Genomic DNA, 11,825 nt, shown 5'->3' on the forward strand with positions numbered 1-11,825 from the left:
TTTCATCGACGGCCTGCACATTATCCTCTTCCCCAAGAAGATGATGCTCCCCGCGGACTGGGTGATAACCACCGAGGGCGCCGACGGCGGCCTCTCGAGCGGCGATATCTACCACGCAGACGAGCTTCTCTCCGATTTCATAGCCGACGTCAAGGTCCGCCTGGACACTATCTGTAAAACCACCGGCGGTTTGGAGGTAGGCGTCGTCGACTCGACTTCCATCGCCGGCGACGTCGCCGTCAAGTTCGACAGCCCGGTAAACTTGCTGGCCGGCGGCTCGCTCGAGCATTACGGCGACCAGCACGACTTCCTCTTCCGCGTCGAGAAGTACGGCTCGGGAGGGACTTATAGTATCGAGGAAGCGGAAGTGCCGCCCGCCAATACCGACGGCTCGGCCCGGGCGCAGAAAGTCGTGGCGGGGGGGTCCAACGTCGGCGTCCTGCTGCCCATAAACCCCCAGTTCGAAGGCGCGATACTCGCCGGTAAAAAGGTCTCGGCCACGTTCCGCGTAAAAAGCAATACGGCAAACTCGCTCGACGTGGGCTTCCAGGTGGACAGCAACGTTGACGTCGACACCCCTACGACCGCCGCGGAGGAGTGGGAGACCGTAACCGTTACGAAGACGTTAAGCTCGAGCGCGACCGTCGTCAAAGCGTTAATAAAGACCAACGCCGACGACGTTACGTTCACCGTCGCCCGGGCGCAGATGAACCTGGGAGATAAGTGCTTCGGCTTCTCCATCGGGCCGTACGAGGACACGGCCCGCATCCTGATGGACACCACCCAGGACAACCTCTTCTACAACGGCGGCTTCGAGCGCTGGACGCTGTCTGACCAACCCGACGGCTGGTTTAAGGAGGGAACGCCGACGTTATCTTCAAACGACGGTAGCAGCGTTGCTCCCGGAACCGGTAATTTGGTTTGCGTAGCTGGGCTCGAAGCGAACGACGGCATGGGCCAGTACCTTGGCCTCGTGACGGACGAGGGCACCGGGGCGTTGATAAACGAGAATATACTCGTGGGACTGGTGCGGGGTTCAAAGGTATGCGCGTCCGTCGATATGATGCTCGACCAGACGTCGAGCGCACCCATAACGCTCGTTTTGGGCGACCGCTACGACACGACTACCGACGAAGAGGAGTTCGTGGTTTACCCGCCCACGGATGAGATGCGGCGCTTCACTATATATAAGGAGATAACGCCCGACGCGAAGCAGGTCTACTTTAAAATCCTGAATAAGGAAGCTGCGCAGGTAAAAGTAAAGATCGACAACGCGATGTTGCACATAGGCGAGTTCCCCCTTCAATTCCGCCCCTCGAGCGGCTGGCGCGAGATGCGGTGGGACTTCGGCTGTGTATTTGTGGAAAGTACGGGGACAAAGTTCGACGCCGAAGGCATAAACGGCGGCCAGTACCCGATGCCTAAAGAAGCCGCCGCTTACCTGATGCTTAAAGCTGCGGTTAGGTGCATAGAACCACCCGCAGCCGACGGCGCCGACACGATGTTCAAGGTTGACGTAGATGAAGACGGAGAAGGTATTTCGGTTTCTTTACCCGCCGACGCCCCGGACGCCGACAACCATATAACGGATTACACCGAAGGGAAACATGAATGTTCGAAGTACATAGAAGCGCCTACCGTTACGCAAATCAACGGCTTAGGCGAGGCCGGCAATATAATAATGTCGGTCTGGGGCTATTACTATGCCGGCTAGGACGCCTTATTCAAACAAAGCCTTTACCCGCCCCAACGACGACGGCGAAACGGGAGTATTGTCCTCGAAATATTGGACGCGGTCATGGCCTTCGTCGGAGACGTATACCCGCGTACCGTCTCTCCTAAAAGCTACGTCGTAAGGTTCAAGAAATTCGCCGTTACCGGAACCGGACGTACCCCACATCCCTAGTAGCGAACCCGTAGACGTGAAATATTTTACCCGGTCGTAGTTTACGTCCGTTACATATACGTCGCCGTTAGGGCGCACCTCTATCCCGTCCGGGTTACCGGGCGTAAAAGACCATTTACCTAGAAACGACCCGGCGCGCGTGAAGTATTGTACGCGAGAAATTCCGTCCGTAACGTATACGTTACCGTTGGCCGCGACCGCTACGTCCTCGGGGCTATCGAATTGGCCGTTCTCGGAACCTAGGGAACCCCAACTGCCTATAAAGGACCCGCTCGAGGTAAAATATTTTATCTGGTGGTGGTTCCGGTCGACGACGTAAACCCAGCCGTTAGAAGCTACGCCAATTCCCCTAGGGTAGTAGAATGACGAGCGCCATTGATTTATATATGAACCGGCGGGCGTGAAATATTGAACGCGGTTGTTACCTTGGTCGACCGCGTAAATATACCCGTTAGGGCCTACAGCCAAATTCCGAGGGTCGTCAAACTGGCCGTCCCCGGAACCGTTAGACCCCCATTTGCCGAGGAAGGAACCGGCCGGGGTAAAGTATTGTATGCGGTTATTACTGTAATCGCCTACGTAAACGTTTCCATTAACGGTGACGCATATTCCCATCGGCCTTATGAATTGGCCGTTACCCGTACCGCGCGAGCCCCACTTGCCAGCGTAAACCCAGGCGGCTGAAGCCGTGGCCGCGCTCAGCAATAGAAGCGCTATCACCCTTTTCATCATCGTTCCTCCTCTCCGAAGCTCCTCTCCGGAACGGTCCCCTTTTCTATATATCGTATAGCACTTTCGGGTGCCGCTGTCAAGCAAAAAAAGCGCGAGTAAAAAATCGCGGCCTGATACCACTTTATGTCAAATAATTTTTAAACGCTTATGCCCGAAAACAACGACTGGGGCGAGATGAAGGCCGCGGCCTGGCGGGGCCGCGTCGGCGAGATGCTGGAGGGCATGCGCGCCGACCTGCGCCGGCTAAGCGCCGACGTCGAGCGCGTGGCCGAGACGGTCCACCGCCACGCCGCGGATATCGCCGTCATCGACGACCGCTGCCGGGAGCGCTGCGCGCGTAGCGAGCTGAGCGCGCGCGCCCGGGCCGTCATCGGCAGCGCCGTCGTGATGGCCATCGCGAGCGTAGTCGTCGCGCTCATCAGTTTAATCGGGGGATGACGTGAACGGATTTAAATCGAGGAAGTTCATGCTGGCCGCGGCGGGGGTAGTGGGGGGCATCGTCGCTGCTTTCATCCTGCCGGCGCTCGGGCCCTTCGCCTGGTTGCGCGAACATACCGTAGGGGTGTTCGCCGCGGCCTGCTCGCTCGCCGCCGCGTACATCGCCGGCAACGCCGTTATGGACCGCTGGCACGCGGGCGGGGGCTAGACGCCGCGTACAACCCAATAGACGCTCTCGAGCCGGGGGCTTAGGCCTCCGGTTTTTTATTTTACGTTGGTGGGGGGAATCTTCTCCGTCTGGGGATACTACTACGGCTCGTAAAAAAGGAGCCCCCAAGGGCTCCTTTCCTTACGCGTTAGTCTCGCCGCTCAGCGGAACAGCGCTTTCACCCGGCCTACCGACGCCGGCTCCACCGCGAAGAATTCCTTCGGGCAGTGGACGCGGTAGATGTAGCTGTCGGCCTGGCACGCGATCCACAGCCGGCGGTTGTAATACGCCAGCCCCCAGGGGTTCCCGGCGGGCGACTGGAACGACGCCGCGATCGCGCCGGTGGGCGTATAGCCGTAGATGTAATCGCCGCCCCCGCGCCACAAGACGTTGTTGCGCCAGTCGAAAGCGCAGTCGTAGCGGGAACTGACGCCGAGGGGGAAAGAGCCCACTACGCTGCCGCCCAGGCGGTGGAGGAACAAGAAGGCGGGGTAGTAGTCGGCGATGAAGAGGTTGGTCGTCCCCCTACCGCCGTCGCCGGTGCACTGCGCCGCGGCGCCGAACGGCTTGTGCCCGGCGTTCCACGACGAGTAGACGCTGCCCGTTAAAGGCCGCGTCCGGTAGACCACGTTGTTGCTCACGCAACCGACCCAGAGGTACGACAAAGGCTCGGAGTACGCGAGGCCGCTGTTGATGCCGTCCCACTGCACGACGTACCAATTGTATACCGAGCCGGTGTCGTGGCTTATGCGATACACGGCGCCCCGGTCGGCCCCGTCTATGGCGTACAGGTATCCGTCGGCCCGCGCCAGTCCCCGGGTATCCGCGCCCGCCGGCGACCGAAAGGACGCCTCGATCTGTCCCAAATAAGCCTCAGCCCCCGTTGTGGTCAACGCACCTATGGCCAGCGCTGTCGATAAGAGTTTCCCCATGGCTTGACTACCTTTCGTGAAAACGGTGAAGGGTAAACGGCTTCGGATATTAACTTTCCGCCGCCCGGTAGTCAACCTTTAAATGTAAAGGCGCGCCGTCGTGGCCAGGACGGCGGGCGGCCTCGGGCGAGGTTACAGCCGTTGAAGCTAAGCCGGGACCCTACCCCAGAACATCGAATAGGTGAAGAAGGCGTAGTAGGACGGGGCGTTCAATATGAAATCCGGCGACGTCGGCTGGGTAAGGCGTTTGAATTCCGCCCGCTTCTCCGCCGTCAACTCCTCTTCCGCTCCCGGCCACCGCATCTCGACGAGCGCCGCCAGCGCCTCCCGGAACTCGCTGCTCAGGGGCGCGTACGCGTCGCGTATAATCCCCTCGCGCAGCGGGTGCGTTACCTCCAACAGTCGACGGCATTCGTCGCCGCCGTGGGGCTTGGCGTCATCGTTTCCCATCGTTGCGGTCCTCTCGGTTTAAAACGGCACGGCCGCCGGCCTTGTAATTATTTCCCCGCCACCAACGCCATATACGGGAAGTGCCGCTCGAGCGCAAACGTCGTCGCGCCGAGCTCCGCCGGCATCTCCCTTATCTCTTACCGGGTAAAGGCCGCCTTTATCGACTCCCGCATCCCCCGCGGCCCGGGCATCTGGTAGTACGTAGGCCATCGCCTCTCGAAGTCGAATATCAGCATTACGCCCGCCGGCGCGAGGGGTAGGCCATGCCCCTTTCCTCACCCGAGCCGGGGGCTGAAGCCCCCGGTTTTTACTTCGGATCGCCGGGCGGTAAACCCTCCTCATTATTCCCCCCATTTGAACCCTTTTAGTCGCGAACGGACGCCGCTGCGCCGTTGACGCCGCGGCGCGCTGTGTTTAACTATTTCAGGTCTGCTCGGCGCCTCGAGCCGGGGCCGTACCGCCGGTAACGTCGGCGGTAAACGTCGGGCTTTTTACGCCGCGTGCCGAATCTGCTATACTGTTAACGTTTCTTTAAACGTCGCTCAACGTTAACGAGCGGAGGAGGTAGGCCGTGAAGGGTATGAGAAAGTCGTATCTATTTTGGGCTGCGGCCGGGGTGGGAGCGCTGGTCGCCGCGACACCCGCGGACGAGGCCGAGCGGCCGCGGGTGGAATATGTTTACGCCGGCGAGTGGGGAGGGGTTTCGGCCTTGGACGGCGAGCCGCTGTCGCCGTGGGGCGTGGCTACCGCGCCGGATGGCTACGTCTACGTTACCCTTTTTTCGCACGGCCGAATCGAATATTTTACGGCCGGGGGAGCCTTCGTCGGCTCGTGGGGCACAATGGGCGAAGGGCCCGGCGAGTTCCGCTGGCCCTCCGGCGTGGCCGTAGCCCCCGACGGCGACGTTTACGTCGCGGACTCCGTAAATCATCGCGTTCAATATTTCGGCGCTACGGGTTCGTACAAGGGCGAATGGGGTACGTGGGGCGACGGGTTGGGCGAGTTCGACGTTCCGAACGGGATAGCCGTAGCTTTGGACGGGACCGTCTACGTGGCGGATAGGAATAACGACCGCATTCAGTACTTCTCCGCCGACGGCTCGTACCTGGGGACGTGGGGCACGGCCGGCTTGGGAGACGGCGAGTTCGACGGCCCGGTCGACGTGGCCGTCTCGGGCGGCGGCGACGTCTACGTCGTCGACGTCGGCAACGCGCGCGTACAATACTTCGACGCGAGCGGCGTTTTCAAAGGCGCGTGGGGGTCGCCCGGGTCGGGGCCGGGGGAATTGAAATGGCCCTGGGCCGTGGCGGTCGGGCCGGAGGGCAACGTCTTCGTCGCCGACGACGAGATGAACCGAATCTCCGTCTACGACGCGGCCGGTTCTTTTATAACGTCGTGGGGTTCCACCGGGGCGGGCGCGGGGGAGTTCGGTTGGCCCCGGGGCCTGGCCGTCTCGAGCGACGGCGCGGTTTACGTCGCGGATATGTTTAACCGTCGAATCCAGTACTTCCGCAAAACGAGGCCTTAAACGGGCCGAGCCTAAATAGGGAGGCGAAGATGGGGAATCGTAAAAGAGGCGGCGACGACATCGCGAGTTGCCCGCCGTCGCCGTTGCGGTTCGAATCGTTACCGACCCCGGGCACCCCGGAGAAGTTGAGGGTATTACGAGCGTTGCAACACCTACACCGGGACGCGCACGGGAAAAGGGTCATCACAGCCGAGTTGCTCCAATTGATGACCGGCATCAGCGCCGCCAAATGCCGCAAGATAATGGAACAACTCGTCCGCGAGGGTTACGCCGAGCCAGCTGACGGCGGATGGAAGTGGACCGGTAAAACCTCCGTTTAATACCTCGCTAGTCTACTTATCTTTCCGTTCCCATTTATAGAAAGATGAAACTCGCCTACGTCGAGTGGCTCGACGCCTCCTACCAGGAGGGGTACGCCGATGGCTGTTAATTACCAACGCAAGGATTTCGTATTCGTAGTTTATTTCGACGGCCGGGAGCGGTTCCGTATAACCATTACGCAAGAGGACTGGCGCGCGGTAGATATATATGATGACGTCTTCAAACCGGAGATCGAGAGCTTGCGGGCCCTGGCCGCGTCGTCGAAAGACCTGGGGGATAGGTTCGAATACGGGGTGCTCGCGAAGGTGTTGGACCGTTTCGCGAGGCGGTGGCAGTTCCCGCCCGAAGACGAGAAACCGGTCCCGGACGCGCCGGTTAAATATGTAGACCCGGCGACCGGCACTACGGGCTTGCCCGATTCGGAGATACCCAAGAACGACGACTGGAGGCAGACGGTTTACAATACGCGCAACCCGGAGCTAGTGGCGAAGATCGAGAAACAACTCTGGCCTATCCCGTAGGTTATCGGTACAATTAATACGAAGCACGGATACCGCAAAGAGAACGAGTGCTTGTGGGCAAGGGCCGAGCTTATAGCCGGCCTCGCGCGGTGGCGCCGGAAAATGGCCGAGATATCGGGGAACGAGGGGACGATCGCGATAAACTCCGCGTATCGCCGGTTGGGCACGACCGCGGCACGAGACACGAAATACGAGGATCTTAACGGGAAGATTGACGCCGGTGATATATATGGCCATTGGACGGGGTATTGCGTCGACGCCTCGCCTTCGATAACGGCCGAGCGTTTCGGCTTGGTTAGCAACGGCCGCTCGATATCAGAACAAGCGGTCGACGCAGCTATAGCCGTAGGGCTTACCCAACCCCACTTGTGGAAGGGAGAAAAACACCACTTCCGACCTGATTTTAAATAAAACCGGCGAGCGTCAAAACCCAGATTTCTTCGTTTAATCTGGTTTATAGTATTCAACGGAAGGATATCTCAGGATATAATTTAACGCCGAGGGTCATTGGTATGAGATTCGTAACGTTAATCGTACTAACGAGCGGCTTATTCGGTTCGTCCGGCGATTGCGTTGCCGCCGGGAGCCGGACCGATTTACCTTATAGTGAATACGTTTTCGCGGGTAAATGGGGGTTCGTCGGTTCGGACGTAGGGCAATTCGGCGGCTTTGACGGTTTGTCGTCGGGGCCGGACGGACGGATTTACGGGGCCGACGCTTACCACGACCGCGTCCAGTACTTTAGCCCCGACGGCGGCTTCCTCGGGGGGTGGGGTAAGGAGGGCACGGGCCCCGGGGAATGCAACGCGCCTTGGGGTGTGGACGTATCCCCGGACGGCACCGTATACGTATCGGATTATTTAAACCACCGCGTCCAATTTTTCACCGGCGACGGGAAATTCCTTGGGAGTTGGGGTTCGGAAGGCTCAGGTGAAGGGGAGTTCAAGTACCCTGCGGGCCTCGTGATAGCCCCGGACGGGAGGGTTTTCGTGGCCGATTCTAAAAATCGGCGGGTCCAATACTTTACGGCTTCGGGCGAGTATTTGGGGTCGTGGGGGACCCGCGACCTCGGGTATAGGGGAATGTGGTTCCCTTACGACGTTGCGGTGGCAAGTGACGGCGACGTTTACGTTTGCGGTTCCGAATATATGATCTTCCGTTGCAGTGATAGCGGTTCGTTTAAAGGGAGTTGGGGTTTCCCGGGATCTGCGGACGGGCAATTCCAATGGCCGTCGGCGCTCGCCGTAGACCGCTCGGACGTTTTGTTCGTCGTCGATACGAACAACCGCCGCGTACAGTATTTTAGCCCCGACGGTGCCTTTTTGGGCGCGTTCGGTTCCGAAGGGCGTGGGGACGGGGAATTCGTTCACCCCGTAGGTATAACCGTAGCCGGCGACGGGACCGTGTACGTAAGTGACGAGGGAGGGCATAATATTCAATATTTTAAACCCGTTACGTCGAACGAACCGTAAGATATAAAGCCGCGTTCGCAAGACCAATTTACGGGCAGTACTTTTGACGTTAGCCTGAATAACGCGTCACAAGCCCCGAAATAGCCCGCCTTAACATCCCACTCAAATTCGAAACGCAATGAAACTCGCCTACGTCGAGTGGCTCGACGCCTCCTATCAGGAGGGGCCGCTGTGCGAGGACGACTTCGAGCCCCGCGTCGTCCTCGTCTCCGCCGGCCTGCTCGCCCGCGAGGACGACGAGACCATCACCGTCGCCGCCGACTACGACGCGCGCGCCGGCGAGTGGCGCCACGTGAGCCACATCCCCAAGGTCAACGTCGTCCGCAGCAAAATAATCGAGGCCGCCCGCCTAAGGTCGGTTCGATAAAAATATCGGGGGTAATATGCCGCGCCTCTATTGGCGGCCGGCGCGGGGGTTCGCCGCGCGACCGGCCGAGTTTAAAGTAGATTGGGTCGTACTGCATTACACCGCCGGCTCGCACCCGGGCGACTTGAATTGGCTCGCGCGCTCGCCCCGGCCCGCCTGCCCGTCGGCGCACTTCTACGTCTGTCCCAAAGGCGACGTCTATCAGCTCGTCCGCCTCGAGAACGCGGCCTTCCACGCCGGCATCACGTGGAGCAGGCCCTACACCTGGCGGTGGCGGCGCTGGCGGGCGCTCCGGCCCAACGAGCGCTCCGTCGGCATAGAGATCTCCAACCCCGGGCCGCCCTACGGTTTCACCGACGAGCAGTACCGCGCGCTGGCCTTCCTCCTGCCGCCGCTGCTCGCGCGCTTCGGCATCCCGCTGCAAACGCTGCCGGACCCTTGGCGCGGCTGCGACCCAGGCGTCAGCCGCGAGCACGGCGGCGACGCGTACAGCCTCGACGAGCTCGACGGCTTCCGCGGCCTACTGGCCCACGGCAACCTCCACTACTCCAAGACGGACCCGGGTCTCCTCTTCGACTGGGACCGCGTCCGCGCGCTGGAGGCCGTGGCAAGTCCGCCGGCGTTCGCCACCTACGTTATCTGGCGCGGCGACCCGACGCTTATACCGTCCGAGGGGGTGCCTTACCCGTGAAGCTGTTAAAACGGCTCACCGTACCACTGTTGATAGTAGTCGTCGTTATCGTAGCGGCGCTGGCTGTGAGGTGGTTGTTCGCGAGGGGGGAGGGGGCCGCTCGAGCGCCCGCCCGCCAGGCCGAACAACCGCCTCCCGGCTGGCGCGTCGTCGACGACGAGCGGACGTCCGGCGCGCTCCAAAAGCTCAACCCGCTGCACCGGCCTACCCAGGCCGACGTGATTATGCGGGATTGGCCGGCGGGTTCCCGCGTGGTCCACGTCGAAACGGAGGGCGGCGAGCACGTCGAGCTCGGCATCCTGCCCGGCGGCGAGGTCGCGGTCCCTGAAGGCCAGCCGCACGACGTGACGGTTTACTATAAACCCGAACCGGCCGTAGCGCTCGAGCTCCGGCCTTTCGTCGGCGCCGGCCTGGGGACGTCGGGGCCGGCGGTTATGGGAGGCGTCGACGTCATCCGCGCGTGGCGGTTTCACCTGGGCCCGGGCGTAGCCGTCGCCTTCCCGGATAAAGAAATCGCCGCCGTCGGGACCCTCGGTTACAGCGTCTGGCGCAACGTCGACGTGCGCCTCGCCGGCGGCTACGGTACCGCGGGAGGCGTAGCGGCGGTGGGGGTGTCGCTCGCGATAGAATAGAGAGAGGGATAGTATAGTGACGAAGCCGCCCTTCCGGGCGGCTTTTTGATGTGGGGGCGAGAGGATTTGAACCTCCGACCTTCTGCTCCCAAAGCAGACGCGCTGCCGACCTGCGCTACGCCCCCGTCGCCGGTAATACTATAGCTCAACGCGGAGGCGACGTCAAACCGAAAGAGCATGACGATAAGGGTTATGCGAAAAGACGCCCCGCGGGGGGCGTCTTCATTTCAGCCGGGTTCGCGGGCGGCCGCTATTTCTCGCCAATGCGGCGCGGCACTACTTCGACCGCTTTGGGTTCTTTTCCGCTCGAGAAGACGAAGGGATAAAGGACCTCGACGTCGCCGACGCGTTGGTTAAAGGGGAGACGGGTAGAGGCTTGCGCTAAAATTATTCCCTTTTGTCTAAAGGTTTTTATGTTATATAATATAAATTAAACGGGGTTTTCTGGCTAGCCGTAAGAGGACGGCGTTCGGAGTGCACGCCTTTTAAGGCGCGGGGCCAGTTTACGCGCCGCCGCGGTTTAAAGAACCCAAAACCAAGAGAGGAGAACGAAATGAAAACGTTAGGCAAGTTGTTAGGCTTCATGGTTCTCTTATTGGCCGTGGGCGCGCCGGCCGCAGCCCTAGACGCGAACGCTTCGCCGTCAGCTAACGGCGATGCCGAGAAGATCGCGAAGCGCATCGAATTGACCACGGATGGACTTGCAGGCGTAGTTGGTTTTGCCGCTACGATTCCGGGCGCAGATACCGTCATTTCCCTCAATAGCGACGAACCCTTCCCGATGGCTAGCACCTTCAAGGTCGCGATCGCCGTCGCTATCCTTACTCGTGTTGATAAGGGCGAACTGCACCTAGACCACCTCGTCGACATTACGCCGGACATGTACGTGATGGGAGACAACGTCCTCGCGCAGAATTTTGTCCATCCCGGATTAAAGCTGTCGGTCGCGAATTTGATTGAAGTAATGATCACCGAAAGCGACAACACGGCGACCGACATATTGATCAAGCTCGCTGGAGGTCCGGCAGCGGTATCAAAAACCCTGGGTGATATCGGGATAAACGCCCAGCGCATCGATCGGAACACCGCCGAGATCATACGGGATTTCGCCAAAATGCCGGACCCCGCCACCGCTACGGTTGTGGCCGAGGCCGTGAAGGTAGATCCTAGCCTCACGTCGAGACTGGACGATAGAAACCTAGATTTCGAGAAGGATCCCCGCGACCAGTCGACGCCTAAGGCCATGCTGGACCTGCTCTTGGCCATTGATAATGGCACAGCGCTCAGCGCGAAGAGCCGGGATTTTCTCATCGGTTCCATGTCCCGCACTCGTACAGGTAAGGATCGCTTGAAGGGTATGCTTCCTGAGGGGACGCCTGTCGCGCATAAGACGGGTACCATCGGCGGCATCGCCAATGACGTGGGATACATCACGTTCCGGGATGGCCGACGCATGATGATTGCCGTTTTCACAAAGAGCAGCACGACGCCGGCGGCGGATCAGGACCGCGCCATTGCGGAGGCGGCGCGCACGCTCTACGATTATTACGCCGGCCGCTAGACGATTTATACGCTGCAACCGCGAAAGGGAACATCGACCGTGAGCAGCGAGTTACGTTTTCAGATA

The 11,825-nt window shown here is 60.3% G+C and carries 15 protein-coding genes and 1 tRNA gene; 12 read left to right on the forward strand and 4 right to left on the reverse strand.

Going from position 1 to position 11,825, the window contains the following annotated elements; genetic code table 11:
• Positions 1–1,714, forward strand: a 1,714-nt coding sequence (locus VMX79_01010) for a hypothetical protein (GenBank protein ID HUV85673.1), incomplete at its 5' end; no start/stop codon positions are given.
• 6 nt (positions 1,715–1,720) lie between these two features.
• Here VMX79_01010 and VMX79_01015 read toward each other — a convergent pair.
• Positions 1,721–2,638, reverse strand: a complete 918-nt coding sequence (locus VMX79_01015) for a 6-bladed beta-propeller (GenBank protein HUV85674.1) — start codon at positions 2,636–2,638, stop codon at positions 1,721–1,723.
• 147 nt (positions 2,639–2,785) lie between these two features.
• Between VMX79_01015 and VMX79_01020 the strand changes: the two genes are divergently transcribed.
• Entirely contained in the window at positions 2,786–3,076 is a 291-nt protein-coding gene (locus VMX79_01020) for a hypothetical protein (protein ID HUV85675.1), read from the forward strand.
• Position 3,077: 1 nt separating this feature from the next.
• Positions 3,078–3,284 (forward strand): hypothetical protein, encoded by a 207-nt coding sequence (locus VMX79_01025; GenBank protein ID HUV85676.1) that lies wholly within the window; start codon positions 3,078–3,080, stop codon positions 3,282–3,284.
• 161 nt (positions 3,285–3,445) lie between these two features.
• On the opposite strand, the gene VMX79_01030 is transcribed toward VMX79_01025, so the two are convergent.
• Both VMX79_01030 and VMX79_01035 read right to left on the reverse strand, forming a co-directional pair.
• Positions 3,446–4,216: a hypothetical protein gene (locus VMX79_01030; protein HUV85677.1), complete on the reverse strand. Its 771-nt coding sequence runs from the start codon at positions 4,214–4,216 to the stop codon at positions 3,446–3,448.
• A 147-nt stretch (positions 4,217–4,363) separates the two neighbouring features.
• Positions 4,364–4,666, reverse strand: a complete 303-nt coding sequence (locus tag VMX79_01035) for a hypothetical protein (protein ID HUV85678.1) — start codon at positions 4,664–4,666, stop codon at positions 4,364–4,366.
• Positions 4,667–5,246: 580 nt separating this feature from the next.
• On the opposite strand from VMX79_01035, the gene VMX79_01040 reads away from it, so the two are divergent.
• From VMX79_01040 to VMX79_01075, 8 genes are all read left to right on the forward strand, one after another.
• The gene (locus VMX79_01040; protein ID HUV85679.1) at positions 5,247–6,194 is read left to right on the forward strand and encodes a 6-bladed beta-propeller; all 948 of its coding nucleotides are present in this window, start codon (positions 5,247–5,249) and stop codon (positions 6,192–6,194) included.
• A gap of 29 nt (positions 6,195–6,223) precedes the next feature.
• Positions 6,224–6,514 carry a winged helix-turn-helix domain-containing protein gene (locus tag VMX79_01045; protein ID HUV85680.1) on the forward strand — a complete coding sequence of 97 codons (291 nt, stop codon included), beginning with the start codon at positions 6,224–6,226 and terminating at the stop codon, positions 6,512–6,514.
• Positions 6,515–6,613: 99 nt separating this feature from the next.
• Positions 6,614–7,036, forward strand: a complete 423-nt coding sequence (locus tag VMX79_01050) for a hypothetical protein (GenBank protein HUV85681.1) — start codon at positions 6,614–6,616, stop codon at positions 7,034–7,036.
• Between the two features lie 102 nt (positions 7,037–7,138).
• On the forward strand, positions 7,139–7,447 hold the full coding sequence (locus VMX79_01055) for a hypothetical protein (protein ID HUV85682.1): 309 nt from the start codon (positions 7,139–7,141) through the stop codon (positions 7,445–7,447).
• Between the two features lie 101 nt (positions 7,448–7,548).
• Entirely contained in the window at positions 7,549–8,508 is a 960-nt protein-coding gene (locus tag VMX79_01060; protein HUV85683.1) for a 6-bladed beta-propeller, read from the forward strand.
• A gap of 118 nt (positions 8,509–8,626) precedes the next feature.
• Positions 8,627–8,875: a hypothetical protein gene (locus VMX79_01065; protein ID HUV85684.1), complete on the forward strand. Its 249-nt coding sequence runs from the start codon at positions 8,627–8,629 to the stop codon at positions 8,873–8,875.
• A 16-nt stretch (positions 8,876–8,891) separates the two neighbouring features.
• Positions 8,892–9,566, forward strand: a complete 675-nt coding sequence (locus tag VMX79_01070) for an N-acetylmuramoyl-L-alanine amidase (GenBank protein HUV85685.1) — start codon at positions 8,892–8,894, stop codon at positions 9,564–9,566.
• On the forward strand, positions 9,563–10,198 hold the full coding sequence (locus tag VMX79_01075) for a hypothetical protein (GenBank protein HUV85686.1): 636 nt from the start codon (positions 9,563–9,565) through the stop codon (positions 10,196–10,198). The genes VMX79_01070 and VMX79_01075 overlap by 4 nt, the downstream gene beginning before the upstream one ends.
• Before the next feature lie 51 nt (positions 10,199–10,249).
• Here VMX79_01075 and VMX79_01080 read toward each other — a convergent pair.
• Positions 10,250–10,323 (reverse strand) — tRNA-Pro (locus VMX79_01080).
• A gap of 428 nt (positions 10,324–10,751) precedes the next feature.
• Between VMX79_01080 and bla the strand changes: the two genes are divergently transcribed.
• Positions 10,752–11,759 (forward strand): class A beta-lactamase, encoded by a 1,008-nt coding sequence (gene bla, locus VMX79_01085; protein ID HUV85687.1) that lies wholly within the window; start codon positions 10,752–10,754, stop codon positions 11,757–11,759.
• Positions 11,760–11,825: the final 66 nt, after the last annotated feature.

The sequence above is a fragment of the bacterium genome (genome assembly GCA_035529855.1).
Taxonomy (GTDB): domain Bacteria; phylum RBG-13-66-14; class B26-G2; order WVWN01; family WVWN01; genus WVWN01.

What these genes read in the sequence shown, in the direction of transcription:
- VMX79_01020 (HUV85675.1), top strand. Translation starts at nt 2,786, where the DNA reads ATGCCCGAAAACAACGACTGGGGCGAGATGAAGGCCGCGGCCTGGCGG.
- VMX79_01070 (HUV85685.1), top strand. Translation starts at nt 8,892, where the DNA reads ATGCCGCGCCTCTATTGGCGGCCGGCGCGGGGGTTCGCCGCGCGACCG.
- VMX79_01055 (HUV85682.1), top strand. Translation starts at nt 7,139, where the DNA reads ATGGCCGAGATATCGGGGAACGAGGGGACGATCGCGATAAACTCCGCG.
- VMX79_01050 (HUV85681.1), top strand. Translation starts at nt 6,614, where the DNA reads ATGGCTGTTAATTACCAACGCAAGGATTTCGTATTCGTAGTTTATTTC.
- VMX79_01015 (HUV85674.1), bottom strand. Translation starts at nt 2,638, where the DNA reads ATGATGAAAAGGGTGATAGCGCTTCTATTGCTGAGCGCGGCCACGGCT.
- VMX79_01045 (HUV85680.1), top strand. Translation starts at nt 6,224, where the DNA reads ATGGGGAATCGTAAAAGAGGCGGCGACGACATCGCGAGTTGCCCGCCG.
- VMX79_01060 (HUV85683.1), top strand. Translation starts at nt 7,549, where the DNA reads ATGAGATTCGTAACGTTAATCGTACTAACGAGCGGCTTATTCGGTTCG.
- VMX79_01065 (HUV85684.1), top strand. Translation starts at nt 8,627, where the DNA reads ATGAAACTCGCCTACGTCGAGTGGCTCGACGCCTCCTATCAGGAGGGG.
- VMX79_01040 (HUV85679.1), top strand. Translation starts at nt 5,247, where the DNA reads ATGAGAAAGTCGTATCTATTTTGGGCTGCGGCCGGGGTGGGAGCGCTG.
- bla (HUV85687.1), top strand. Translation starts at nt 10,752, where the DNA reads ATGAAAACGTTAGGCAAGTTGTTAGGCTTCATGGTTCTCTTATTGGCC.
- VMX79_01030 (HUV85677.1), bottom strand. Translation starts at nt 4,216, where the DNA reads ATGGGGAAACTCTTATCGACAGCGCTGGCCATAGGTGCGTTGACCACA.
- VMX79_01035 (HUV85678.1), bottom strand. Translation starts at nt 4,666, where the DNA reads ATGGGAAACGATGACGCCAAGCCCCACGGCGGCGACGAATGCCGTCGA.